Source organism: Saccharibacillus endophyticus (assembly GCF_013185185.1).
GTDB classification, from domain to species: domain Bacteria; phylum Bacillota; class Bacilli; order Paenibacillales; family Paenibacillaceae; genus Saccharibacillus; species Saccharibacillus endophyticus.
In genome coordinates this window covers 1-24,874 of sequence record NZ_JAAZWE010000005.1, presented here as the reverse complement: position 1 = coordinate 24,874, position 24,874 = coordinate 1, and the positions used below count along the sequence as shown (strand labels likewise).

The window sequence follows — 24,874 nt, the reverse complement described above, 5'->3', positions numbered from 1 at the left end:
GCGAAAGACGTCGAAAATCGCTGCCTGGCTTCGTTTTATGCCGTTTTACTCCGGTAGCCTCGCTTGTTCAAATTCTGTATAATGAGGGTCTTGACTACAACGGACCCGGGTTTTTCTGAAAGGGGAAAACTCCACAACATCATATAGAATAGAGGATGGTTATGGAGCTAAGACAGCAGTGGTTCGGAAATGTGCGCGGCGACATCCTGTCCGGCATCACGGTGGCGCTCGCGCTTATTCCGGAAGCGATCGGCTTTTCGATCGTGGCGGGCGTCGATCCCATCGTGGGTTTGCATGCCTCGATCGTGATCGCGATCGTCATTGCGTTCGTCGGGGGACGCGCGGGCATGATCTCGGCGGCAACCGGCGCGATGGCCGTGCTGATGGGCAGTTTGTACCGCGATCACGGCATGGAGTATTTGCTTGCGGCAGGCGTATTGGCAGGAATTATTCAAGTGCTGCTCGGGGTGTTCGGCATAGGGCGATTCATTACGTTTATCCCCAAGCCGGTCATGACCGGGTTCGTTAATGCGCTGGCGATCATTATTTTCATGGCGCAGCTTCCGCAGTTCGTGGGAGCAGGGCCGGCGATGTATATCATCGTGGCGGGGACGCTGGCGATCATTTACATTTTGCCGCGATTCACGAAAGCCGTTCCGGCACCGCTCGTCGCGATCGTGGTCATGTCGCTGGTGGCGGTCTGGTTGAACCTGGACGTCAAGACGGTCGGGGAAATGGGCGAATTGGGCACGACGCCGCCGCTGTTCCATATTCCGCAGATCGACTTGACTTGGAGCATGTTCGCGACCATTTTGCCAGTCTCGATCTCTCTTGCGTTGGTCGGCCTGCTGGAGTCGCTGCTGACCGCCACGATCGTGGACGATATGACCGATAGCAAAAGCAACAAAAACGTCGAAGCGCGCGGTCAAGGCATTGCCAATATCGTCAACGGATTTTTCGGCGGGATGGCCGGCTGCGCGATGATCGGACAATCGGTCATTAATATCAAGTCGGGCGGACGCGGACGTTTGTCCACGTTTACGGCGGGAGCGTTCTTGTTGATTCTCCTGGTACTGCTCGGTGATATCGTCAGTCAAATTCCGCTGGCGGCGCTGGTCGGGGTCATGATTATGGTTTCGATCGGGACGTTCGATTGGAGTTCGCTCTATCGGATGAAAAAGATTCCGCTTGCCGATACGATCGTCATGCTTGTCGTCGTCGGAATCGTCGTGGTCACGGATAATCTGTCGATCGGCGTCGGCGTGGGCGTTGTATTGTGCACGCTGCATTTCGGTTGGAAGATTGCGAAGCTTAAGGTGACGTCCGAGACAAGCAGCGGGGTAAAAGTATATGAAGTGCGCGGACAGATGTTCTTCGGAACAGCCGCCCATTTCGTGGATCATTTTACTCCGGCCGGTGATCCGCATCAAGTGGTGATTGATCTCTCGCACTCGCATGTGTGGGACCACTCCGCCGCTTCGGCGATCGCCAGAGTCAAGTTTGAATATTATAAGCAAGGCAAGCAGGTAGAGATTCGCGGGTTGAATGAAGACAGCCGCGTTTTGATCGAAAAATCGGGACTTTCCGCGCCTTCGGGCCATTGATTTCGGAAAAGGGGTATCCGTTAAGAGAATGACGGATGCCCCTTCTTTTGGAATTCGCGCAAGCGAATGCCAGCATCGCGGAAGACGTCCCCATACGGAGGAATGAAGATAATGAAGACATTTAAAGATTTGGGGATTGCTCCCGAGGTGCTGGACCGTTTGCAAGCACAGGGTATTACCGTACCGACGCCGGTACAAGCCGCTTCGCTGCCGCTCGCTTTGGAAGGCCGCGATCTGATGGTGCAAGCACAGACGGGCACGGGCAAGACGCTGGCCTTTATCCTGCCGATCCTGGAAAAAATCGCGGCCGGACGCGAATGGCACGACGGCGGACGCTCGGAAGGAAAAGGATTGCCGCCCGCGCTGGTGGTTGCGCCGACACGCGAACTGGCTTTGCAAATCACCGTAGAAGCCCGTAAAATGGCCGGACCGGAAATGCGGATTCTGTCGGTATACGGCGGTCAAGACGTAGAAGCCCAACTGCACAAGCTCAAAAGCGGCTGCGATCTGGTCATCGGTACGCCGGGACGCCTGCTCGACCATATCCGCCGCGAGACTCTCAATCTGAGCCGCGTGAAAACGTTGGTTCTGGACGAAGCCGACCAAATGCTGCATATGGGCTTCCTGAAAGAAGTTCAAACGATTATCGAAGCGACGCCGCCGTCCCGACAAACGATGCTGTTTTCCGCGACGCTGCCGGATAACGTGCGTCATCTGGCCGGCGCGTACACCAAAAACGCCGAGCAGATCAGCATCACGCCGGCGGAAAAGGTTCCGGCGCGCAATATCCGCCAGATCGCGCTAGAGTGCACGGATCGCAACAAGTACGACGCGCTCAAGTTCCTGATCAACCGCGACAACCCTTACCTGGCGGTCGTGTTCTGCCGGACGAAGCGCCGCGCTTCCAAGCTGAACGAAGAGATGCAATTGGAAGGCTACAATTCCGCGGAGCTGCACGGCGACTTGTCGCAAAACAAGCGCGAGCAGGTCATGCGCGCTTTCCGCGACGCCCGTCTGCAAATCCTGATCGCGACGGACGTCGCGGCGCGCGGTCTTGACGTGGAAGGCGTCTCGCACGTGTTCAATTTCGATATCCCGCAGGATACGGACAGCTATATCCACCGGATCGGACGCACGGGCCGTGCGGGGGATAAAGGCCTGGCCTACACGTTCGTGACGCAGCGCGAGCAAAGCACGCTGGACCTGATCGAAGCGGCGACCAATCAGCGTCCGGAAAAAGTCGCATTCCAAAACGGCGGCATCATCCGCGTCGCCGACGCAACGCGTCGGTCGAGCGAGAGTCGCGAAGACCGTCGCGACAGCCGCGAAGGTTCCGTCAAAGGCGGCGGCAGACGCGGCGCCGGAGCGGGCCGGAGCGGTCAAGAAGGCGGCCGTGGCCGTCGCGGCGGCGACGGGGGACGCCGGGGCGCCGACAGCGGTCGCGGCGGTGAAAGCCGCGATCAAGCACGCGGTGAAAGTTCGCGTGGCGGTACTCGCCGCGTAGCCGGCGGCGAAGACCGTGCTGGACGCGACGGCGCGGGCGCCAGCCGCCGGGGCGGAAGTTCCCGCGGCGAGAGCACGGGCCGCGGCAGCGCGCGCAGCGAAGGCGGCTTCGGAGGCCGCAACAACGAATCCGCACGCAGCGGCGGCTACAACCGCAGCGAGTCCGGCCGCTTGGAATCCGGCCGAGGCGGCAAAAGCAGCGGCACAGGCTCCGCCCGCAATGGCGGCCGCAACGACAACAGCAACCGCGGCGGAAACGGCCGCGGCTCCGATCCAGGCAGCGGCCGCGGACGCCGCCGCTAAGATCAGTCTGAGGCACTGAAGCGGCTCTTACGGCAAGCCAAAGCGAACCGCAATCCGCAAGATTCGCAAACAATCCGTCTATCTGGTATTCGGATCAGACAGAGTACCCCTATCTAATCAAACCCAAATCATGCCTTAACCAAAAGCGCTCTCCGCCCTATTACGGGCGAAGAGCGCTTTTTAGTCGCCTACATTACATCTCTGCATACTACTCGTGCCTTGACGAATCTTACTTTTAACCGGGCTAAATTACTTCATTCATGCAGATAAGCAACAATTTTTCTGGATAAAGCCGGCGGGCAGTGATTTTTGAGTGAATTGTTGCTTATTCGCAGGAATGAACGCCGATTCAAACAAATCTCATGAAATTGTTGCTTATCCGCAACAATGAAAAACTGAACTACAAGCCGCACTGCTGTCTCCTTCCTTAAAGTCCGTAATTGTTAGATCAACTCGACTATTCTTTTTTTCTTCTCTTCTCTTCTCTTCTCTCTCTAACTTCCCTTCCCACAAAAAAACGAGTTCCGGCCTAGGCCCGGAACTCGTTGATTGAGATGTCCAATTCGCGGCAAAGCCCAGCGGAGGGAGAAATTCAGGTCAAGACGCCTTTGAGCGCGCTTTTTGCGCGAGACAGCGTCTTTAAGCATTTCGAAGAAATGCACTTCGGAAGCGTATGCTGGCAATTTCTCCCGCAGCGCCCGAGCCTTTCCACGAATAAGACTTCCTCGAGCGCCGAGTTCAAGCCTCGGCCCTACCCCTCGTTTTTCAAATTATCGTACATTTTATTCATCAGCCCGCGAAACTGCTCCCGCTCGTGCTCCGAGAAATTCCCGAACGTCATGATATCAATTTCTTCCACCGCATCATGCACGCGCCGGGAAATCTCATGCCCCTCCGGCGTCAAACGAATTCGCCAAACACGCTGGTCGTTCGGATCGGAGAAGCGTTCGACAAAGCCTGCTTGTTCAAGGCGGGTCAGCATAACCGTAAGGGTGGCAGGCTTGATATGCATGCGCTCTGCCAACTCTTTCTGGTTTAATCCTTCATGATTGGACAAAATAAAAAACACCGGAGCCTGTCCGGGATGGATGTCGAGGGTTTGATGTACGGCGTGCATACGACTGTGATGGGCGCGGAGCGTCCGGATAAACAGATGCGTCAATTCGTTGGAATCGGGCGGCACGCGCAACCTCCTTTAATATTAAGATTAGGTACGTTCAGGTATACCAGAGAAAAGAATCAGACGCAATAGATCCGAGATAGAGAATAGCTTGACCAAGTCAAAAGTAAAGTTGGTCAAGCTAATAGCACTGCGTAGTACCTGTAATGAGTTGCACAAAAAAGTGTGCTTTCATCTGAATTTAGCAAAAATTGTTTTTTACTATCAAAGGCTATGATTAAAAAGTAAGCACGAGAGGGAAGGTGACCGCATTGGCTTACAATTCTTATCGCAACGAAGAACCGCTATACACCATGATCGAACGTTTGCGGCATGAGCTGCTGAAGATCACGGAACATAAGAGTTTTTGTGACCGGGACGTTGTCGAATTAAGCCAGCGGTTGGATGCTTATATTGTACTCGCGCAGCGTCAGAAATCGGGACGTTCGGAAGTAGGAGCGAGGTAACTGCAACAGTATGGCTTGCTGCAAGTCGACAGAAGTCTGACGGCTTTCGATTGAACTATTAGATGATGCTGAAGCCGTACAATGAAATCTCGTGAAAAACCGTTTTGTCAAAACGCATGGATTCCGGCCCCACCGATCCGTCTTTTGATCAAAGCGGTTTTTTCTATACAAAATTTTAAAAGATGAATCATGTTTACATTTTTTATTTTTTTATTTTTTTGTTATCTTGATGTACATACGCTTTGCAGTTACAATGAATTTAGCATGGTTTCGCCTTGGAAGGCCTTACAAATCGCATTTGGATATTCAGTAATTTTTTAAACAAAAAGTAGAAATTATTCCGAAATATGCTATACTGCATATTAAATAAACCTTTTAGCTAAACTCTAATTTCACATAGAGAGGAATTCAAAATGAAGGATACCGGTATGATTCGTAGTTTGGATAGTCTCGGGCGAATCGTGATCCCTAGCGAAATTCGGGGAACGAGGAATATCGAGATCGGCGATTCGTTGGAATTTTTCGTAACGGACGACGGCATGCTTGTCATGCGTAAATATAAGTCGACGGAATGTTCATTCTGTCGCACGCTGGATAGCGTTGTCTATTATAAGGATCAATTCGTATGTGCTTCTTGTCTACAGGAACTCAAGCATGCACCGGTCGTGCCGGTGACTCACGCTCCGACCATTGACGAATCTGCATCCAAGAAGCGGATTCGGGTGTCGGATATGCTGCCGCGCCTGGAGCAGGCACTGATCGACCATCCGGAAGCCAGTCAAAGCGAGATTGCTCAAATGTTGGGAATCAGCCAGAGTCGGGTAAGCCAGCTCAAAAAGCAATTGAAGTACAAATCCTAGACGCTCGCTGCCCGTTTCCAAACTACCAATCCTCTATTAGCACGTGTTTGTTGTGCGACTTCCCGATGGGAGAGGTCCAAAAGCCAAGGGGGCTTTTGGGCCTTTTTGTCTTGGTTAACAAAATGGCACGGCTTAAATTTAACTTGACATTTGATAATGATTATCAGTATCTTAAACAGTAATGAAGAAAGAATGAAGTTCTGATGATGGCTATAGTATGGACGCAGACGAGCAACTCCATTTGGTTTTCACATAAGGGCTAAAGACTTTTCGGAAGGGAATGATTCACTCTATGTTCCGTTTAAGCACAACTAACCTTGATATCGCGTATGAGGATCGTCTGATCGTCAAGGATCTTAATATTGAAATTCCGCAAGGGAAAATTACCGCATTGGTCGGAGCCAACGGCTCGGGCAAATCGACGATCTTGAAAACGATGGCCCGCCTGATGCGCCCGAAAAACGGAAGCGTATTGCTCGACGGAAAGTCCATTCACAAACAATCGACCCGCGAAATCGCGAAGCAGCTGGCAATTCTGCCGCAGACGCCGACCGCGCCGGAAGGACTCACCGTGACCGAACTGGTTTCCTACGGTCGTTTTCCTCACCAAAAGGGCTTCGGTACGCTGAAGGCTGAAGATAAAAAGGTCGTAGAATGGGCGCTTGACGTTACGAGCATGCGCGAATTCCATGATCGTCCGATCGACCAGCTTTCCGGCGGTCAGCGTCAGCGTGCCTGGATCGCGATGGCGCTGGCTCAGGAAACGGATATTCTGTTCCTGGACGAACCGACCACGTATTTGGATATGGCGCACCAACTCGAAGTTCTTCAACTGCTCTACGATTTGAACAAAACGCAGGGCCGGACGATCGTCATGGTCGTGCACGACTTGAACCATGCGTCCCGTTTTGCCCAACATATGATCGCGATCAAGCAGGGCGAAGCACTGGCTTCAGGGACTCCGCTCGAAGTCATGTGCCCGCTCGTCATGCACGAAGTGTTCGGCATCGAAGCGGACATCGTGACCGATCCGCGCACGGGCGTACCGCTGTGCCTGCCGTACGCGCTGTACGCGTTGTCGGAAGAACGCAAACGCGATGCTGCCGTACAAGGCGTCATGCCGCTCAATAACGGAAGCGGCGGCGAAGTGCGCCGTACCGCTTCGCAATAAGAAAACAATCCGCCGATAGGAAACCGTATGCCGAGCAAGCTTGGGCATGCGGTTTTTCGCATTTCCATGATAAATCTTACGCTTAGATGCGATGAGATCGATCAAAAAGCAGCTTTTTGTGACAACTATGTGAAATTCGTCTCAATTTAAGGTTTACCTCTTGCAATGTGAAAAATGTCACACTATAATAAGGGTATCAGGTGAACACATTCACAAACTAACTCAGCTAGCAAGGTGAAGAATTTCACAATAAAGCGTCACTGCACCTTGAGCCGGGTAGTTGTTAGAAAATCTTTTTTTTAAAACCTTATGTACAAATTTTCACATCACTTTGCAAGCAAAGTCATGTCTCATAAAAAATCATCCTATTGGAGGAATTCACTCATGAAAATCGCAGTTATCGGTTGTACGCACGCAGGAACCGCCGCTATCGTCCGCACCGCCAAGCTTTACCCGGATGCCGAAATTACCGTTTACGAGCGCAACGACAATATCTCTTTCCTCTCGTGCGGCATCGCGCTGTACGTCGGCGGCGTGGTCAAAGACCCGGACGGCCTTTTCTATTCTTCGCCGGAACATTTGATGACGTTGGGCGTGAAGACCCGCATGCGTCATGAAGTGCTGAACGTGAATGCCGAGGGCAAGACCCTTACCGTGCGCAACCTGGAAAACGGCGAAGAATTCGACGACACGTTCGACAAGCTGATCGTGACTACGGGTTCGTGGCCGATCATTCCGCAGTTCGAAGGCATCGAGCTGGACAATATCATCTTGTCGAAAAACTTCAATCACTCCAATATGATCATCGAAAAAGCGAAAACCGCCAAAAACGTCGTCGTGATCGGCGCGGGTTACATCGGCGTCGAGCTGGTCGAAGCATTCGAAATGAACGGCAAAGAAGTGACGCTGATCGACGCGGAAAAACGTATCCTGAGCAAGTACCTGGACGCCGAGTTCACGGACCGTATCGAAGACTCGTTGATGGAAAAAGGGATCACGCTGGCATTGGACGAGAAAGTGGAGCGCTTCGAAGGCAAAGACGGCAAAGTCCAAAAAGTCGTCACGTCGAAAGGCGAACATGAAGCGGACATGGTTATCCTGTGCATCGGCTTCCGTCCGAACACCGAGCTGCTCAAAGATCAAGTCGACATGCTGCCGAACGGCGCGATCCTGGTCGACAACTATATGGAAACCAGCGTCAAAGACGTATACGCCGCCGGCGACAGCTGCGCGATCCGTTACAATCCGACAGGCAAAGCCGCTTACATCCCGCTTGCGACGAATGCCGTCCGCATGGGTACGCTCGTTGCTTTGAACTTGGTCGAGAAAAAGATCGCCTACATGGGCACCCAAGGCACAAGCGGCATCAAAATCTATGAAAACAATATCGCGGCTACCGGCATGATCGAAGTGGCTGCTCGCGAAGCGGGCCTCGACGTAGCCGTGGCGACGTTCGAAGACAACTACCGTCCGGAGTTTATGCCGGAGTACGAAAAAGCGACTTTCAAGATCGTGTTCGAAAAAGACAGCCGCCGCATCGTCGGCGCTCAGTTGATGTCGAAGGTAGACCTCACGCAGTCGATCAACACGCTGTCGGTCTGCATTCAAAACAAGATGACCGTCGAAGAACTGGCCTTCGTCGACTTCTTCTTCCAACCGCACTACAACAAACCGTGGAACTACCTGAACTCGCTGGGCTTCGCGGCGATGGACGCGCAGCCGGCTTCGGAGGCGGAGGAAAGAGCGGCACGTTCGGTGAAGGAGCAGACGAACGCCTAAGAAGCTGGGGCTGCGGGAGAAATTCGTTTAAGTCGCTGTCTCACCCTTGCGGGTTCAAAGGCGTCTTAAACTGAATTTCTCCCTCCGCTTGCTACAGGCGTCCGTGCTCGGACTTTTAATAAAATAAGAATAGAGATAAAAGAAAAAGCCGTCCTGGCGCCGCGTTGCGGCCACGGACGGCTATTCGGGTTTGGCTCCGCCGTGCGGCGCAATGCGTCGCACGGCTTATTTGTCGTACCAGATCGGGACGTTTTGCTTGAAGCCGTCGAAGTCGGTCCAGATTTGTCGGGAGCGCTTCAGGGTATCGCTGATTTCGGGTTCGCCGAAGGGGGCGGCCCAGACGATAGCGTACAGGCATTCCAAGGCGCAGTAGAGGGATAAGCGTCCGAAGAAGTCCGGAGGGTGCGGTTCGGATTGAAGGTAACCGTCCAGTTGTCCTTTGGCGAAAGGAAGACTGATCCGGCTCGTAAAGGTCACCAAGCGGTTGAAATCGCGATAAGGGTCTCCGTAATCGGAACGGTTGAAGTCGATGATGTGCAGGCTGCCGCCGGGCGCCAGAATCATGTTTCCCGGATGGTAGTCGCCTTGACGGAATGCCGGAGCGGCGTTTTCCAGGAGCGGAAGACGGGCTTCGATCTGCCGGATCAGTTCGCGATCGAAGGGAAGGCGGTGACCGCATGAATCGTACTTGCCCTGTTTGCGTTCGATCTCCGACCGGGCGGCAGCGGCCGGAGAAGCGCTCCCTGCCGGAGCGGGGAGGGTGTGCATGAGATGTAACCATTCTCCGGCCTCGCACCCGAGACGGTAAGCTTGGTCATCCGCAAGATGAGGAAGGATATCTTGTGCATCTTCGCCTTCGATCCAATCCAGCAGCGAATAGACGAAAGGTTGACCCTCCGGTCCGCCTTGAGCGCCTGAGCCTGTGCATATGCCGAAGGCAACGGGAAAGGACATGGGAATTCCCAGCGCGCTGGCTTGGCGGACACGCTCGAATTCGGCTTTTTTGGCTTCCGCCAAAGAGGCATCGGACAGGCGCAGCAGCAAAGAGCGACCGTCATGCGTAAAGATTCGGTACTTTTGATCGGCTGACCAGCCTTTGAGGATCGGTTCTGCCGTCTGCCATCGGTCCGAATCCGGGATGTTATTCATCCAATCCGGAATCGAAGAAGTGTTTTTCATCGTGAAACCCCCTTTTGTATACACTATATGGATCAGGCGAGAAAAATAATAGGGAAAATATGGGACGCTGATAGGGATCGCCCTAATGGACAATGAAGGAAATAAATTTCCTGAAAATACGTGAAATTATTCACTTTATTCGTGATTTTATGAGGTTTATCACGTACTCGCTCGGCCGTCTAGGCTAAAATGGGGTACGAGAAGGAATTGTTCAAATTTTAGCTATAAAGGGGACGACAATAATGGCTTACAACAAACCGCCGCAAATCGCAGAAGTTACGGTCGAGAACGGCGTCAAGAAGGCGCACAGTCCGCTTTCTTCCGTTCTGATCCTCGGATTTTTGGCCGGGGCGTTTATTGCGCTGGGATTCCTGCTGGATATTCGGGTGATTGCCAACACGCCGGAGGAATGGGGCAGCATGGCGAACTTTATCGGGGCGGCCGTGTTCCCGGTCGGACTGATCCTGGTTCTGCTTGCCGGCGGGGAACTGCTGACAGGTAATATGATGGCCGTACCGCTGGCACGCATCACGCGCCGCATTACGACAGGAGAAATGGTGAAAAACCTCATTTTGGTCACGATTGCGAACTTTGCCGGGGCGATCTTCGTTGCTTATTTCTTCGGTCACGTCGTGGGTCTGACTTCTTCGGGCCCTTATCTGGACAAGCTGGTGGATATGGCCGGGCATAAGATCGACAGCACCTTCTTGCAATCGTTTATCTCCGGCATCGGCTGTAACTGGTTGGTCGCTCTGGCGGTATGGCTTAGCTACGGAGCAGACAATATGAGCGGGAAAATCCTCGGCATTTGGTTCCCGACGATGGCGTTTGTCGCGATCGGCTTCCAGCACGTCGTGGCGAATATGTTCCTGATCCCGGCCGCGATCTTCGAAGGACATTTTACATGGGCCCAGTACTTCGCGAATTTCGTACCGGTATGGCTCGGCAACCTCACGGGCGGAGCGATCTTCGTCGCCGCTGCTTATTGGGGCACCTACTTGCGCAAACCCGCTGAAGCGAAAGCGGCTCCGGCGGGACAAGTCGGCTATGGCGCTCAAGAGTTGCAAAAGAACGCCTGAAAAAAGTCCTCGATACGTTGAGCTGAAAAAGAACCTGTAGATCGTCGCGCAAAAGGCGGCGTGCACAGGTTCTTTTACTGCCGTTTTTAAAAGATCAAAGCGAGAAAACGTACGGGTACCTTGACCGCGTAAGATGTTAGGTTATGCCCCCCGAAAACCCGCTTGAACCGTGCATGTTTCCGATGGACGCAAACCTTAAATTTAATGCGCTCAAGGTACTAAGTCCGTTCTTCGGTCAGAATCTGCGGCACTTCCGGCGCGCGGTAGGCTTGCATCTGATCCAGCAGCGCCGACGGCTCTTGAGCGGTTAACAGAATCTCGCGGTGCTGAGGCGTAACGAAGCCTTCGCCGGTCATCCGGTCGAACAGTGCGATCAGCGGATCGTAATAGCCTGCGGCATTCAGCACGCCGATCGGTTTGGCATGTAAGCCAAGCTGCGCCCAGGTGAAAACTTCGAAATATTCTTCCATCGTGCCGGAGCCTCCGGGCAGTGTTACGAAGCCTTCGGCCAGCTCGGCCATTTTGGCTTTGCGCTCGTGCATCGACTCGACCATGATCAGCTCGGTCAAGCCCAGATGCGCGATTTCGCGCGTCTGCATGAACGTAGGCAGCACGCCGATGGCGCTTCCGCCGTTCTCCAGCACGGCATCGGCGACCGCACCCATCAGACCGACTCGCGAGCCGCCGTACACGAGCGTGATTCCGCGTTTGGCCATTTCAAGACCGAGTGCGCGCGCGCTTTCCATATAAGCAGGTGAAGCCCCTTCTCTTGAACCGCAGAATACGGCAATGGTGTTTGGCATGATGTGCGCCTCTCCTTTTTCGAAAAATGGATAAACCTGCTGCTGCATTAGGCTCAATATAACATAGCGCCGCCGAAGCTAACAGGTCCGAACGCTAGGTAAAACTTATGTTAAAAGCCGTCGAATCGAAGTTGAACAGACTAATGCCTTCACTTGATACAGAGTGCTGGCCGCGTCGCCTAAAGCCCAATAAACCCTGTCCGCACTTAATACTGCCAGGTATACAGCGCTTTGCCGTTCTCGTCTTGTCCTTCGATGTATAAAAGCTCCGATTCCATGACGTCCCCGCGATCCGCCCGGATGTAAGTCGTCTGATCGTCCTCGATCGGGATCTCGATCTTGCCCAGTTCATAGTTCATGACGATCCGATGAATCCGCTTATCGTTGATCGTTCCTCCGACCCAGGACAGGCTTTCTTCTTGACCTGGGAGGCTCATCGAGCCCGTGCCGGGAACGAACGGCAGCGATTTGCCTTCGTCGGTCAATTCGGGCGAAAAGTTCAAACGATCATAGACGTAGCTGTTTCCTTTGCGTTTCGCCAATACGGTTCCTTGATAAGGCTCGCCGCGATAAATATACGGAAACGAGGCCAGCACATAATCGCCGTCGACCATTTCGGCATCGATATGAATCCCGTCCACTTGATGCTTGTATTCGTAGGCCGCCGCTTCTTTCACGATGTCTTCCAGCGACTTGCCCGTTATCGTTTTGACGCGAACCGATATGCCTTGATTCGACGCGCCGAGGTCCACTTCTTCGGGATCGTACATCGTTTGGACTTCCGGCACGTTTTGCCAGGCTGCGCGAGGCTGCGTTTCTCCGCCTCTTTTCCATTTATATCCGATAAAAGCCGCCGCGTAGCCGACCGAAGGGCGCTGCTGATCGGGATAGCGCTTGACTTGGATCATCCGATCCATGACCACTTGATTGGCCCATTCGGTTGGCGAACAGGCGGTGAGCGCCAAGATTGCTGCTGCTCCGATTATGGCGGCGATGCGTGTTTTCGTTGTAAGCAAAGTCTTCTCCTCCTCGAATGAACGCGTAATAAAGATGCACCTATAGGGTATAGACGCGTCAAGGGAAGAAAAAGTCATACAAAATAAATTCGCCTTCACAAGTCCGGGGGAAGGAGCTTGTGAAGGCGAATTTCGGGAGTGGTCCATGATATGGCAGCAGGTACAGCTCATGAAGGGGACATCATTTACCGCCTAATTGCCAATGCTTTTAAATAACCGCGAGTACGTCCAATTGAAACACTTGTATGCTAAGCTTCCGAAAAAATATTTTGCCGAAAAATTATGCTACAATGAAGGCCTGGAAGAATTTATGATTTTATTGGAGAAAGGAGCCGTCCGTCATGTCCATGACCGAACGGCCTAGCGGCGTGTTTCCGGCGGTCTGCCCGCTCGACTGCCCGGACACCTGCGGCCTGCTGCTGCACAAGGAAGAAGGCAAAATCGTCAAAGTCACAGGTAATCCCGATCATCCCGCAACCAAAGGGGCGATCTGCAATAAAGTCAGGCATATGGCCGAAAAGGTCCATCATCCGGATCGGTTGCTCTATCCCATGAAGCGTTCCGGTCCAAAAGGATCGGGGCGCTTCGTGCGCATTTCGTGGAAAGAAGCTCTTGCGGAGATCGCGGAAAAGTTTCGGAGGTTGTCCGCCGAGCACGGGTCGGATTCGATCCTCCCGTACAGCTTTTACGGCAATATGGGCGCGTTGAACGCGGAAGGCATGGATCGACGTTTCTTCGGCAAACTTGGGGCGTCCAAGCTTGCCTATACGATCTGCAATTCCGCAGGGAATACCGGTTGGAAGTATACGATGGGATTCGGCGGAGGTTCAAGTCCGGAGGATACGCTGAACGCCAAGCTGTTTATCGTATGGGGCGGCAATATCGTCAGCACAAGCATGCACCAGGCCGTCCTGATGGAGCAGGCCCGCAAAAACGGGGCGAAGATCGTCGTGATCGACGTGCATAAAAATCTGACCGGACGCCGGGCAGATTGGTTCATTCCGCTGTACCCGGGCACGGATACGGCGCTTGCGCTCGGTATGATGAATGTGCTGTTCGAACGCGGTCTGACGGACGACGAATTCCTTCGAGCCTATACCGTCGGGCACGAAGAGCTGCGCGAACACGCCAAAGCGTATACGCCTGAGCGGGTTTCGCGCATCACGGGCGTGCCCGTCGACGATATTATTCGGCTGGCGATGATGTACGGAGAGACGTCGCCGAGCCATATTCATATCGGCAACGGGCTTCAGCATCACGATAACGGAGGCATGGCGGTGCGCACCGTATCCTGTTTGCCCGCATTGACCGGACAATGGACGCGCGGCGGCGGTGCGTTCAAGTCCAACGGTTCGTACGCTTCGCTGAACGACGATGCGCTGACGCGTCCCGATCTGCGGCCGAATCCCGGCGTTCGCACGATCAATATGAACAAGTTGGCCGATGCGCTGCTGACAACCGAGCCGAAAGTAAGAGGACTGTTCGTGTTCGGCAGCAATCCCGCCGTCGTCGCGCCGGAGTCTGACCGCGTACGCGAGGGACTGGAGCGAGAAGACCTGTTTACCGTCGTGCACGAACTGTTCCTGACGGATACGGCGAAGTATGCGGATATCGTGCTGCCTGCTACGTCAAGCTTCGAAAATACCGATTTATATACGTCGTATTGGCATCATTATGTGCAGCTTCAAGAGCCTGTGATCGAACCGGTCGGCGAGAGCAAAAGCAACTTCGAGCTATTCGGTCTGCTGGCTCAAGCGATGGGCTTTGAAGACGAAGCTTTCCGCGAGCCGGCAGCGACCGTCGTTCGCGCGGCGTTGGACAACCCGGATAACCCTTATTTGAAAGGCGTGACGCTGGAGCGTCTGCAAGCCGAACGTTTCGTCGAACTGGATATGTCGCCCAAAGCCGATTACTTGCAGCGATTGACGACGCCTTCGGGCAAAATCGAACTGTATTCGCAGCAGCTTCAAGCACTCGGCCTTCCGCCGCTCCCAACCTACATGCCGCTTGAGGAAGGCTTCGACGGCGAGAATCGCGAACATAAGCATACCGCGTATCCGCTTATGTTCGTCAGTCCGCCCAATCACAACTTCCTGAACTCCACGTTCGCCAACGTAGAGAAGCATCAGTCGATGGAAAAAGAACCGACGCTTCAAATCCATCCGCACGACGCGGAAGCCCGCGGCATCGAAGACGGACAGCTCGTCGAAGCGTACAACGCCCGCGGCGTCTATGCGCTGAAAGCCGTCGTCACCGACCTGATGCTGCCGGGAACCGTCGTCAGCCAAGGATTATGGTGGAACACGAACCCCGGCGAAAACGGCACCAACAAACGCCGCCTGGCCAACGCTCTCACTTCGTCCCGAATCGCCGACATGGGCGGCGGCGCGACTTTCTTTTCAACAACGGTCGAAGTCAGACACGCGCAGAAAGCGGAGACGCCGAAGCCCAAATCATTTTCTTTATAAAAACATAAAAACCTGCCGAGAAAGTCCGACGCAGCTGGAAGCGAGAAGACGGAGAGAAAAATTCAGTGAAAGACGCCTTTGAACTCGGAAAATTCCTTATTTCAATCCAATCCATTTTCCGAGTGAGACAGCGTCTTGTGAAGCATTTCGAAGAAATGCACTTCGGAAGCGTATGCTGGCAATTTTTCTCGCAGTCTTCTCGCTTCCCTCGCCAAAGTGACTTTCCCGCCAGCCTCAGCTCGACAAAGAAAGGAACAAGAACGTACATGAATTGGCTCCAACGTTATCCCAAAGAAATTCAGGCCTTGCTGCTGGCCAGCCTGATCAACTCTACCGGCAGCGCGCTCATGTGGCCGCTGACCACCATGTACGTGTTCGGCGAACTGGGCCGCAGCATGCAGGATGCCGGACTGGTCATTTTGCTGCAATCGCTCGGCGGGATCGCCGGACAGTTGGTCGGCGGCGCGATGTATCATCGGATCGGCGTGAAAAAACTGCTGGTCGGTTCGCTGTTTATCAATGCGTTATCGCTGTTCGCTTTGCCGATCGTCAGCAGCCATTGGGGATTGTACATGGCGACGATGCTGATCGTCGGCTTCAGCAATGCGATGACGCTGCCTGCGATCCAGGCTTTTATCGGCTTCCGCTTTGCTTCGCGCCGAGGCGAAATTTTCAATACCATCTATGTCGGCAACAATATCGGCGTTGCATTGGGTACGGCACTGAGCGGACCTCTGGCTCAACTTTCGTTTCCGCTCACTTTTGTACTGAACGGTTTTACGTGCCTGTTGTTTGCCGTCTATTTCTTCGTTTATTTGAATCGCGTCGATCGGGCAGGCGGTTTGCATGTTGAAGCGAAAGCGTCCAAGCGTCAGCAAAAAGCGCTGCCGCTGCTGATGAACACCCGCGTTTATCTGTATATGGGCCTAGGCGCGTTATTCTTATGGCTCGGCAATTGCATTTGGAACGGCGGCGTATCGCCGGCGATTTTGTCGGAAGGCAAGCCGCCGTCCCATTACAGTATTCTATGGACGATGAACGGCGTGCTGATCTTCGCGCTTCAGCCGCTTATTTCCTGGATGAAGCGTGCTTTCGCCCGCAAGCCGGAATCGCAAATGACCGCAGGCAGCTTATTTTATCTGGCGGGGTATCTGGTTATTCTGCTATTCCCTCATTACGGAGCGCTGGTCGCGGCGATGTTCCTGGCGACGATCGGCGAGATTTTATTCCAGCCTGCCATGCCTGCTTTTATCTCCGAGCGCACGAGCGCCAATGCGCCGTTCTATCTCGGGGTATCCGGCGGCATCGGGCAAGCAGGACGAGTGATCGGACCTTATATCATGGGGATTTTGTACGATAGGGGCGGGCTTGGGCCTGTCGCATGGCTGGCTGTGGCAGCGGCGGTCTTATCCTGTTTGTTCTTCGTGCTGAACCATCGACTTCAACGTTCGCCCAAAGCGATGATGGCGGAATAGATCGGACAAGTTGCTTGAAAAGAGAAACCGTGCAAAGCCGGATTGTCGGGGTAACCCAAAAGGGAGTAGAGGAGGAGCGGGGATGAAGCGAACGATCGAAAACGAAGTCACGATTCGCGAATCGACGATAAAAGATGCCAAGCCGTTGATGCGGATCGATAAGCTGGTGTGGAATTCTCGCAACTCGCCGCAGATTCCGGTCTGGAAGTCGCGTACGCATTATCTGCGCAACTGCCCGCCGGAGAATCAATTGGTGGCCGAATGCGACGGAATCGTGGTGGGCTGCATCGGTTGGCGGCCGCCGACTCTGATGTTCAGCAACGCGCATGTGGCGGAGATCTACATCGCGGTCCATCCGGCTTACCAAGGGATGGGGGTCGGTCGGAAGCTCATTGCGGCGATCAAGCTGCACACGATGCGTCGGGGCGTGAAAAAATTGCGCCTGCGCGTGCTGTCGACCAATGAAGACGCCATTCGTTTCTATCTGCGCTGCGGCTTCGCGATGGAAGGTAAGCTGGAGCGGGAGTATCATATTGACGGAAAGTTCGTCGATGACGTACTCATGAGCTGCTGGCTTCTGTAAAAGGGATGGATAACCTACTTAAAAAAGCGGCCGTTTCGCGCCCCATTCTTCGGCCAGCATTCCGTAGACCGCATGATCCGCATAACCGTCGTTCAGCTTCTCGGCTTGGCGAAGAACGCCTTCAAGCAGAAAGCCGAGCCGTTCAGGGATTCCCCGACTGCGCTGGTTGTTCGTCGCGCAGCGAATCTCGATCCGATGCAGGCCCAGCTCGATGAAGGCATAGTCGATCAGCGCCCGGGAAGCCAGCGACATCAAGCCCCGTCCTTCGAACGATTCACCCAGCCAATACCCGATCTGGGTCGAACGGCTGCGCCAGTTGATCTCGTGAAAGCCGATCACTCCGGCCAATCGCTCGCGTTCCCACAGCCCGGCGGTAACCGCGTCGTTGTCGGCATAAAGCCGGGCGGCATTGCCGATAAATTCTTCGGCATCTTCAAGCTCCCGCAATTGCTGCGTCCACGGCATCCAGGGGCCCAGCGTGTGACGGGAGCCTTCGATCAATTGAAGCAGCTCGGGGGCGTGACCGCTGCGCAGGGGCTTAAGCTGTACGGATTCTTTTAACGGCAGGCTGAACATAGAGAGGTCTCCTTTTCGCGGGGATGATGTTCCTTATGCTACTCCAACACACGGAGTGCGTCAAAACCGCCCAAGCGGTCTATTGCTTTGTCAACGCTAAAAGTGAGGTTACGCCCGTCTGAAACACACCTAAAGCGTGTGAGTTTCAGCCAAACGTAATCCTCTGATTAAGAGTTGACAAAACATTATACCGAGTAAAAGACAGGCGTTTTTATTGAACGGCAAGGCTGATTTGCGTTATATTGAAGTGTAGAGCAAGAGCAGAGGCCGAAAAGAGCAGACATAACGGTTAAAAACCGGTATATCCGGGCATAACGAAAGGTTGATCGATGTGGAGAACGCCAAGACCCCACCGAATTTTATTAAAAGCATCATCGAAGAAGATTTGAAGAACGGCAAAGTCAAAGAAATCGTGACCCGATTCCCGCCGGAACCGAACGGCTACATGCATATCGGGCACGTTCGCGCGATCTTTATCGACTTCGCGTTGGCTGACGAGTTCGGCGGACGCACCAACCTGCGTTTCGACGATACCAACCCGGTCAAGGAAGACGTGGAATACGTGAACTCGATCAAGGAAGATATCAAGTGGCTCGGATTCGAATGGGATAACCAGTATTACGCGTCGGATTATTTCGATGAAATGTATGAGCGCGCCGTCCTGTTAATCAACAAAGGACTTGCTTATGTCGACGATCAATCGGCCGACGAGATTCGCGAGAACCGCGGCACATTGACCGAGCCGGGTAAAAACAGCCCGTACCGCGATCGTTCCACGGAAGAAAACCTGGATCTGTTCACGCGCATGCGTAACGGCGAGTTCCAAAACGGCGAACGCGTGCTGCGCGCGAAGATCGACATGGCATCGCCGAACATCAACCTGCGCGATCCGGTCATCTACCGCATTTCGCATACGACGCACCATAACACGGGCGACAAATGGTGCATCTACCCGATGTACACGTTCGCGCACCCGCTCGAAGACGCGATCGAAGGCGTGACGCATTCTTTGTGTTCGCTCGAATTCGAAGATCAACGCCCGTTCTACGATTGGGTCGTGGAGCAGTGCGAGATGGAGGCTCAGCCGCGTCAATACGAATTCGGCCGCCTGAACGTCTCGACGATGGTGACGAGCAAGCGCAAGCTGCGCAAACTGGTCGAAGAAAACCTGGTCGACGGCTGGGACGATCCGCGCATGCCGACGATCTCGGGGATGCGCCGCCGCGGCTATACGCCGGAAGCGATCAAAGCGTTCATTTACGAGACGGGGATTTCGCGCAGCCAGGGCCTGGTCGATATCCAAACGCTGGAGCATTTCGTACGCGAAGACCTTAAGCTCAAAGCACCGCGCACGATGGCGATCCTGCGTCCGCTGAAAGTGGTCATCACCAACTATCCGGAAGGCGAAAGCGAACTGCTGCCGGCCGAAAACAACACCGAAAACGAAGAGATGGGCATTCGCCAAATTCCGTTTTCGCGTGAAATCTATATCGAGCAGGACGACTTCATGGAAGAGCCGGTCAGCAAATATTTCCGTCTGTTCCCGGGTAACGAAGTTCGTCTGAAGCATGCGTATTTCATCAAATGCCATGATTTCATCAAGGACGAGAACGGCAATGTCGTCGAAATCCACTGTACCTATGACGTGGAAACGAAAAGCGGCAGCGACTTCAACGCCCGCAAAGTCAAAGGCACGATCCACTGGGTAGATGCTTCCGCGGCGGTTCCGGCCGAATTCCGTTTGTACGAGCCGCTGCTCGGCGAAGACGAAGAATCGGAAGAGCTGGCGACGGACGAAACAAACGACGTATCCGCGGACGAAGTGGACGATTTCCTGAAAAAGGTCAACAAAGACTCTTTGGAAATCGTGCACGGATTCGTGGAGCCTCAGCTCCAAGACGCGAAAGCGCAGGACAAGTTCCAATTCTTCCGTCACGGCTACTTCAACGTTGATCCGAAGCTGTCCGAGCCGGGAAAACCGGTCTTCGGCCGCATCGTGTCGATGAAGAGCTCGTTCAAGCTGCCGAAGAAATAAGATGAAGCTTCCGGCGATAGGTATCAAACGATAAATATCGGAACCGGAAACATCGAAAGGTCCCGCTCTCCGCGCGCCGGAGAATCGGGACCTTTTTGCGTCATATCGTTTTTCCCGAACTTGTCCATCTTTATCTTTTGGACCCCGCAGAAACGTTGGAAGCCGCTGCCGGAGTCAGTTGACCGCTTCGGTACAGCGTATAGCCCATCGCGGTGAAGCCGACGGCTCCGATCACGGACAGCACGGTACCGCTCTGGTACATCATCGGCGCTCCGAAATTGTCGAACATCCAGCCGCCGAGAATGCCCGCCACGATGCCCGATACGCCGCTCCACGACAATGTGAACAGAGCCTGTCCCGTTCCCCGGTACGCGGTCGGCACGAACATGCTGGTCATCAGCGTGCCCACGTAAAAGTAGCCGGCATACGTCACGCTGTGCAGCATCTGGATATAGACGATATGCATCGGATCGGTCACGGTCGACATGAGGTACCAACGAACGGCGAACAATGCGCTCACCACAGTCAGGCATACCATCATGAAGCCCAATTTTTTGCGGAAAAAGCGGTCGAATAACAGGAAGAACAGTGCTTCGACAGCCGATGCGGAAAAGACGGCCCAGCCGACCATCTGACGCGATCCGCCGAGGTCGGTGATGTAGAGCGTCATGAACGTTCCGTTCATCGCATTCGGAATAGAGACCAGTACACCCAGCAGCAGGAAACTCGCGAAGGTCGGGTTAGCCAATACCTTGCCGAAGCCGCCGGGCGCGACGATGCTGGTCGCGGCCGGACGACGAAGCGACGGCAGCACGACTGCTACCAGCAGCGTTGCACCGATGAGACCGGTGAATAACCAAGGTACGCCCGGCGACGTTCCGGCCCGATCAATAACGAATCCTGCCGCCGCGGCGGTCAGTGCCCAGCCTAACGAACCCCAGAGTCGGAATCCGCCGAATTTTCGATTCGTTCCGTCGATATAGCCGAGAATCATCGTATTGCTCTGCGCGAAGACCGGACTTTGGAAAAAATAAAAAGCGATCATCGCCAGATAGATCATGGCATACGACTGCACGTGAAAGACGAACTGGGACAGCACCAACGTGCCGGCCAGCATCAGGATCAGCATGCGCCGCGTATTTTCCAGCCGGTCGCCCAAGTATCCCCAGAACGGATTGGCGATCAGCGACACGAACGGCCCGATCGCCATCAGCGTTCCGATCTCCAATTTGCTCATGCCCCCGTCTTGCAAATAAAGCGGGAAAAAGCTGGCGAAGACTGCAATTGCACCGTAAAGGAAGAAATTGAAGGCTTTGAGCGGGAGGAAAGGCGAAGGGCTTGAAGGTTGATTTTGAGGTTGATTTGATTGTGGTTGCGACAAGTCGAGCACGCTCCTTGCGGAAAATCGGTCTTGGTCCGAATAAGTAAGGGCTTTCATTTCGTGTAAGGTTTAGCGAGGGAACCAAGCCGGACGGCAGGGTCCCTAATCGACAATATAGTCCTTCCCAAGACAGATTACAACAAAATCATCTAAAGCGTTAATAGAAGAAAGGGAAATCATATTGAAAAAGCCTACTCTTATGCAGCTTCGACAGTATGCCGTTTGCGAAATTGTCGGTTGTGTCGAAAAGAAATCACGCGAAGCTTACTCGAAAAGACGCGCCTCGATCAGAACTGCTACCGTTTTGTCACATCATGCTATTCGAGCTGTTTCAAATTGCGGGTATAATTTAAGTGTAAGCGTACGCAACCCGAACATTTCAGAATAAGTAATGGGCGACCGGATTCTTTGATCCCGATCGGAATGACTCCGGACGCTTATTCCCATAAGGAGGCTCATGTCCATGACGAGTGCGACGATGGAAAAGGCGGTTACGATGGAGCGAGAAGAGAATCAATGGACGCATACCCGATGGATGATGTATCAATTGTTAAGCGATTTTATTATTTATAGACCGAGCGTGCATCTGGTGATGAAATGGCGCGGGAAACTGCAACGGCTGGAATGGGAAAGCGAAGCTTTCGATCAGTTCAAAACGATCATTTCCGAGCCCGACACGGCTTCGTTGGCAGCTTTTTGCCGAAACGAAACGTCGGAGTACGATCGATTGGTCGGACAGCGTCAGGCGGGCATTCCGCTGCGTGAATCTTTCTACGCCGGATGCGAAGCGGAGTTGGCCGCGATGCGCGTCAGCGCGGAATACGACCGGGCCGGCGTGATCCTCAACAAGACTTCCGGGGAAAAAGACGACGAGCTGAGCATGGAACTGGAATTCATGGCCGTGCTGTCCGAGCGCTTGACCGAGCAAGGCGTGCGTTCGCAAGGCGAATGCGAGCAGCTTACGCGTATCCAATGGGGATTCGTCAAACGGCATCTGTTGACCTGGGTGCCCGCGTTTTGCGGCGAACTTCGCAAACATACGGAAAGTCCGCTGTACTTGAGCCTGTGCACGTTGATGGAAGAACTGATTGCTTCCGATTATGCCTGGTTGAGCGACCGGATCAGCAAGTAGGCACACGAGCAAGCCGCGCGTTTTCTTCTTTCGGGAAGGAAGCGCGCGGCTTTTTTGTTTCGATTGCTCGCCGCACGTCCAAATGAGGCATAGACCGGGTATCGTCGCTTGGCGAATAGGCGGGCGAGTCGACGGATCGCGGATCTCCGCGGTCCGACCAAGCCTGGCGCCAAGCGACGTCCGGAAGCGAAGGAGGAAGCACGGATGGGATTGTATATCGGGCTGGATATCGGTACGACGAGCACTAAAGCTTTTGTATACGACGAACAAGGAAAAATTCGCGGAGGTTCGCAGTCCGCGTACACGCTGCTCGTTCCCGAAGCGGGACGGGCGGAGCAGCGGCCGGACGAATTGCTGGATGCGGTGATCGACGCGATTCGCGAAGCGATGACGGACGCTAAGGCCCATGCCGACGATATATCGGCGGTCGGCATCAGCGCGGCGATGCACAGCCTGATGGCCGTAGATCATGACGGACATCCGCTGACGCCGCTGATTACCTGGGCGGATAATCGCAGCATCGGACAGGTGAACGCTTTGCGGAAAGGCCGCGAAGCCGGCAAATTGTACCGCGCCACGGGAACGCCGATCCATCCGATGTCTCCGCTGACCAAATTGCTGTGGTTTGCCGACCGCGAGCCGGAGCTGTTCAAGCGAGCCGCCAAATTCGTATCTTTCAAAGAATATTTGCTGCACCGGTTGTTCGGACGGTACGCGCTCGATCTTTCGCTCGCTTCGGCAACCGGCATGCTTGATCTGCATACGTTGAAATGGAACGATTCGGCGCTAAGTCTGACCGGGCTATCGCCGGATCGACTGGGCGAGATCGTGCCGATTACCGAGCGGTTAAGCGGCATGGACCGCAAGCTGGCCGATCGGATGGGCCTGCATCCCGACACGCCTTGGATCGCAGGCGCAAGCGACGGCGCATTGGCGAACGTCGGCGTAGGCGCGCTGGGCAAAGGCGAAACCGCCGTGACGATCGGCACGAGCGGCGCGGTTCGCTCGTTCGCGGACCGTCCGTCGACGGATCCGGCCGGCCGGACCTTCTGTTACGCGTTCGAGCAGGATCGCTGGCTCGTCGGCGGGCCGACGAACAACGGCGGCATCGCGCTGCGCTGGTATCTGGAGAAGTTCGTGATCGACGAAGAGGAAGGCGAAAGCGGCGATCTGAAAGAAAAGCAGGCGCTCGATCGGATCGTCAAACTGGCGGATTCCGTGCCTCCGGGCTCCGAAGGGCTGCTGTTTTTGCCGTACTTGAGCGGCGAACGCGCGCCTTATTGGAACGCGGATGCGCGCGGCGCTTATTTCGGAGCGACGCTGCATCACGGGCGGGCGCATTTCGGCCGGGCCACGATGGAAGGCGTACTGTTTGCCGTGCGGACGGTATACGACGCGTTGACGGAACTTGGCGGGGAGCGCCGTACGCTGCTGGCTTCGGGCGGTTTCGCCAAAAGCGATATTTGGACGCAGATGCTGGCGGACCTGTCGGGGACTCAGGTGGTAGTGCCCGATACGTACGAAGCTTCCGCGTTCGGCGCGGCAGCCGTCGCCATGAAAGCGGACGGGGCGATCGGCGATTATGCCGACTTGAAAAACGGAATCCATATCCTGCGCACGCACGAGCCGGACTCCGGTCGCTTCAAAACGTACGAACAGTATTATTCGCTGTTCAAACGCGTTTACGAGCAGTTGGAACCGGTGTTCCCGGAGATTGCGGAGCTTCAGCGGGGAACGGGCGTGAACGAGGAAGAAGAAAGCGAAAACGGTCATGCCAAAGCGGAGCGGCAAAATTGATGTGACGCGGGATGGAATCCTGTTGCTTTTAAACGTGCTCGACGTGCGAGGTCTGATGTAGGCGGTTATCGGCGAGGATCGATGCAGATCGGCGCAGACGTGATGGATAATGTATGGTTGGCTAGGTGCTTGGACGGCAAGGTTAATACGTTATGATCGGATCGATCCGGTTGGATCGTTGCGATTGATGAACGTTCAAGAAACAGGGAGACATTCGAAGACTGTTCTCGAACGTCCGGAGATTCTAACGGATCGAGGCGACGCTTAGAAGCTGTTTTTAGCGGTTTGAAAATTCTAACGGATTCAGGTGACGCTTAGAATAGGAATTGGCTTGATTTTGTTGGCAAAAGCGATGAAAAAGCGGCTAACGGATATGTGATCCGTTAAAATCGCGAAGAGGGTTGATTTCGGCTTCTGAAGGACATAGAATCCGTTAGCCGAGCCGAGCCGAGCCGAGCCGAGCCGAGCCGAGCCGAGCCGAGCCGAGCCGAGCCGAGCCGAGCC

At 54.3% G+C, this 24,874-nt stretch carries 20 protein-coding genes; 13 read left to right on the top strand and 7 right to left on the bottom strand.

Going from position 1 to position 24,874, the window contains the following annotated elements:
• The first annotated feature begins 161 nt into the window (after window positions 1-161).
• Window positions 162-1,604 carry a SulP family inorganic anion transporter gene (locus HRQ63_RS17635; protein ID WP_172246230.1) on the top strand — a complete coding sequence of 481 codons (1,443 nt, stop codon included), beginning with the start codon at window positions 162-164 and terminating at the stop codon, window positions 1,602-1,604.
• A gap of 111 nt (window positions 1,605-1,715) precedes the next feature.
• Complete coding sequence (locus HRQ63_RS17630) at window positions 1,716-3,410, top strand: DEAD/DEAH box helicase (protein ID WP_172246228.1); 1,695 nt, start codon at window positions 1,716-1,718, stop codon at window positions 3,408-3,410.
• Window positions 3,411-4,161: 751 nt separating this feature from the next.
• Here the strand turns inward: HRQ63_RS17630 and HRQ63_RS17625 are convergent.
• The gene (locus HRQ63_RS17625; RefSeq protein WP_172246226.1) at window positions 4,162-4,593 is read right to left on the bottom strand and encodes a MarR family winged helix-turn-helix transcriptional regulator; all 432 of its coding nucleotides are present in this window, start codon (window positions 4,591-4,593) and stop codon (window positions 4,162-4,164) included.
• 248 nt (window positions 4,594-4,841) lie between these two features.
• Here HRQ63_RS17625 and HRQ63_RS17620 point away from each other — a divergent pair, with 248 nt between their 5' ends.
• The 4 genes from HRQ63_RS17620 (at window position 4,842) to HRQ63_RS17605 (ending at window position 8,846) form a co-directional block, all read left to right on the top strand.
• Window positions 4,842-5,036: an aspartyl-phosphate phosphatase Spo0E family protein gene (locus tag HRQ63_RS17620; RefSeq protein WP_229714329.1), complete on the top strand. Its 195-nt coding sequence runs from the start codon at window positions 4,842-4,844 to the stop codon at window positions 5,034-5,036.
• 413 nt (window positions 5,037-5,449) lie between these two features.
• Window positions 5,450-5,896 (top strand): AbrB/MazE/SpoVT family DNA-binding domain-containing protein, encoded by a 447-nt coding sequence (locus HRQ63_RS17615; RefSeq protein ID WP_172246224.1) that lies wholly within the window; start codon window positions 5,450-5,452, stop codon window positions 5,894-5,896.
• A gap of 292 nt (window positions 5,897-6,188) precedes the next feature.
• Window positions 6,189-7,067: an ABC transporter ATP-binding protein gene (locus HRQ63_RS17610; protein WP_172246222.1), complete on the top strand. Its 879-nt coding sequence runs from the start codon at window positions 6,189-6,191 to the stop codon at window positions 7,065-7,067.
• Window positions 7,068-7,451: 384 nt separating this feature from the next.
• A complete protein-coding gene (locus HRQ63_RS17605; protein ID WP_172246220.1) occupies window positions 7,452-8,846 on the top strand; it encodes an FAD-dependent oxidoreductase in 1,395 nt (464 codons plus the stop codon).
• A gap of 225 nt (window positions 8,847-9,071) precedes the next feature.
• Here HRQ63_RS17605 and HRQ63_RS17600 read toward each other — a convergent pair whose 3' ends face one another.
• The gene (locus HRQ63_RS17600) at window positions 9,072-10,025 is read right to left on the bottom strand and encodes an aminoglycoside phosphotransferase family protein (protein WP_172246218.1); all 954 of its coding nucleotides are present in this window, start codon (window positions 10,023-10,025) and stop codon (window positions 9,072-9,074) included.
• Window positions 10,026-10,267: 242 nt separating this feature from the next.
• Here HRQ63_RS17600 and HRQ63_RS17595 point away from each other — a divergent pair, with 242 nt between their 5' ends.
• Complete coding sequence (locus HRQ63_RS17595) at window positions 10,268-11,104, top strand: formate/nitrite transporter family protein (protein WP_172246216.1); 837 nt, start codon at window positions 10,268-10,270, stop codon at window positions 11,102-11,104.
• A 218-nt stretch (window positions 11,105-11,322) separates the two neighbouring features.
• Here the strand turns inward: HRQ63_RS17595 and HRQ63_RS17590 are convergent, their stop codons facing one another.
• The gene (locus tag HRQ63_RS17590; RefSeq protein ID WP_172246214.1) at window positions 11,323-11,907 is read right to left on the bottom strand and encodes an LOG family protein; all 585 of its coding nucleotides are present in this window, start codon (window positions 11,905-11,907) and stop codon (window positions 11,323-11,325) included.
• A 206-nt stretch (window positions 11,908-12,113) separates the two neighbouring features.
• A complete protein-coding gene (locus HRQ63_RS17585; RefSeq protein ID WP_172246212.1) occupies window positions 12,114-12,923 on the bottom strand; it encodes a hypothetical protein in 810 nt (269 codons plus the stop codon).
• A gap of 347 nt (window positions 12,924-13,270) precedes the next feature.
• On the opposite strand from HRQ63_RS17585, the gene HRQ63_RS17580 reads away from it, so the two are divergent.
• From HRQ63_RS17580 to HRQ63_RS17570, 3 genes are all read left to right on the top strand, one after another.
• Complete coding sequence (locus HRQ63_RS17580) at window positions 13,271-15,391, top strand: molybdopterin-containing oxidoreductase family protein (protein ID WP_172246886.1); 2,121 nt, start codon at window positions 13,271-13,273, stop codon at window positions 15,389-15,391.
• Window positions 15,392-15,657: 266 nt separating this feature from the next.
• Entirely contained in the window at window positions 15,658-16,866 is a 1,209-nt protein-coding gene (locus tag HRQ63_RS17575; protein WP_172246210.1) for an MFS transporter, read from the top strand.
• Between the two features lie 82 nt (window positions 16,867-16,948).
• The gene (locus HRQ63_RS17570) at window positions 16,949-17,449 is read left to right on the top strand and encodes a GNAT family N-acetyltransferase (RefSeq protein ID WP_172246208.1); all 501 of its coding nucleotides are present in this window, start codon (window positions 16,949-16,951) and stop codon (window positions 17,447-17,449) included.
• An 18-nt stretch (window positions 17,450-17,467) separates the two neighbouring features.
• Here HRQ63_RS17570 and HRQ63_RS17565 read toward each other — a convergent pair whose 3' ends face one another.
• Entirely contained in the window at window positions 17,468-18,025 is a 558-nt protein-coding gene (locus HRQ63_RS17565; RefSeq protein ID WP_172246206.1) for a GNAT family N-acetyltransferase, read from the bottom strand.
• 331 nt (window positions 18,026-18,356) lie between these two features.
• On the opposite strand from HRQ63_RS17565, the gene HRQ63_RS17560 reads away from it, so the two are divergent.
• Window positions 18,357-20,060: a glutamine--tRNA ligase/YqeY domain fusion protein gene (locus HRQ63_RS17560; RefSeq protein ID WP_172246204.1), complete on the top strand. Its 1,704-nt coding sequence runs from the start codon at window positions 18,357-18,359 to the stop codon at window positions 20,058-20,060.
• Window positions 20,061-20,190: 130 nt separating this feature from the next.
• Here the strand turns inward: HRQ63_RS17560 and HRQ63_RS17555 are convergent, their stop codons facing one another.
• Window positions 20,191-21,441: an MFS transporter gene (locus HRQ63_RS17555; RefSeq protein ID WP_244966324.1), complete on the bottom strand. Its 1,251-nt coding sequence runs from the start codon at window positions 21,439-21,441 to the stop codon at window positions 20,191-20,193.
• A gap of 463 nt (window positions 21,442-21,904) precedes the next feature.
• Between HRQ63_RS17555 and HRQ63_RS17550 the strand changes: the two genes are divergently transcribed.
• Both HRQ63_RS17550 and HRQ63_RS17545 read left to right on the top strand, forming a co-directional pair.
• A complete protein-coding gene (locus tag HRQ63_RS17550; protein ID WP_172246200.1) occupies window positions 21,905-22,573 on the top strand; it encodes a TorD/DmsD family molecular chaperone in 669 nt (222 codons plus the stop codon).
• 204 nt (window positions 22,574-22,777) lie between these two features.
• The gene (locus HRQ63_RS17545; RefSeq protein WP_172246178.1) at window positions 22,778-24,370 is read left to right on the top strand and encodes a gluconokinase; all 1,593 of its coding nucleotides are present in this window, start codon (window positions 22,778-22,780) and stop codon (window positions 24,368-24,370) included.
• A gap of 303 nt (window positions 24,371-24,673) precedes the next feature.
• Here the strand turns inward: HRQ63_RS17545 and HRQ63_RS25750 are convergent.
• Window positions 24,674-24,874: hypothetical protein (locus HRQ63_RS25750; protein ID WP_216673984.1), on the bottom strand; the 201-nt coding region annotated here is incomplete at its 5' end.

Excerpts from the sequence above, each read along its gene's own strand:
- HRQ63_RS17580 (WP_172246886.1), top strand. The coding sequence starts at position 13,271 with ATGACCGAACGGCCTAGCGGCGTGTTTCCGGCGGTCTGCCCGCTCGAC.
- HRQ63_RS17545 (WP_172246178.1), top strand. The coding sequence starts at position 22,778 with ATGGGATTGTATATCGGGCTGGATATCGGTACGACGAGCACTAAAGCT.
- HRQ63_RS17590 (WP_172246214.1), bottom strand. The coding sequence starts at position 11,907 with ATGCCAAACACCATTGCCGTATTCTGCGGTTCAAGAGAAGGGGCTTCA.
- HRQ63_RS17570 (WP_172246208.1), top strand. The coding sequence starts at position 16,949 with ATGAAGCGAACGATCGAAAACGAAGTCACGATTCGCGAATCGACGATA.
- HRQ63_RS17610 (WP_172246222.1), top strand. The coding sequence starts at position 6,189 with ATGTTCCGTTTAAGCACAACTAACCTTGATATCGCGTATGAGGATCGT.
- HRQ63_RS17615 (WP_172246224.1), top strand. The coding sequence starts at position 5,450 with ATGAAGGATACCGGTATGATTCGTAGTTTGGATAGTCTCGGGCGAATC.
- HRQ63_RS17635 (WP_172246230.1), top strand. The coding sequence starts at position 162 with ATGGAGCTAAGACAGCAGTGGTTCGGAAATGTGCGCGGCGACATCCTG.
- HRQ63_RS17595 (WP_172246216.1), top strand. The coding sequence starts at position 10,268 with ATGGCTTACAACAAACCGCCGCAAATCGCAGAAGTTACGGTCGAGAAC.
- HRQ63_RS17575 (WP_172246210.1), top strand. The coding sequence starts at position 15,658 with ATGAATTGGCTCCAACGTTATCCCAAAGAAATTCAGGCCTTGCTGCTG.
- HRQ63_RS17605 (WP_172246220.1), top strand. The coding sequence starts at position 7,452 with ATGAAAATCGCAGTTATCGGTTGTACGCACGCAGGAACCGCCGCTATC.
- HRQ63_RS17550 (WP_172246200.1), top strand. The coding sequence starts at position 21,905 with ATGACGAGTGCGACGATGGAAAAGGCGGTTACGATGGAGCGAGAAGAG.
- HRQ63_RS17565 (WP_172246206.1), bottom strand. The coding sequence starts at position 18,025 with ATGTTCAGCCTGCCGTTAAAAGAATCCGTACAGCTTAAGCCCCTGCGC.
- HRQ63_RS17600 (WP_172246218.1), bottom strand. The coding sequence starts at position 10,025 with ATGAAAAACACTTCTTCGATTCCGGATTGGATGAATAACATCCCGGAT.
- HRQ63_RS17630 (WP_172246228.1), top strand. The coding sequence starts at position 1,716 with ATGAAGACATTTAAAGATTTGGGGATTGCTCCCGAGGTGCTGGACCGT.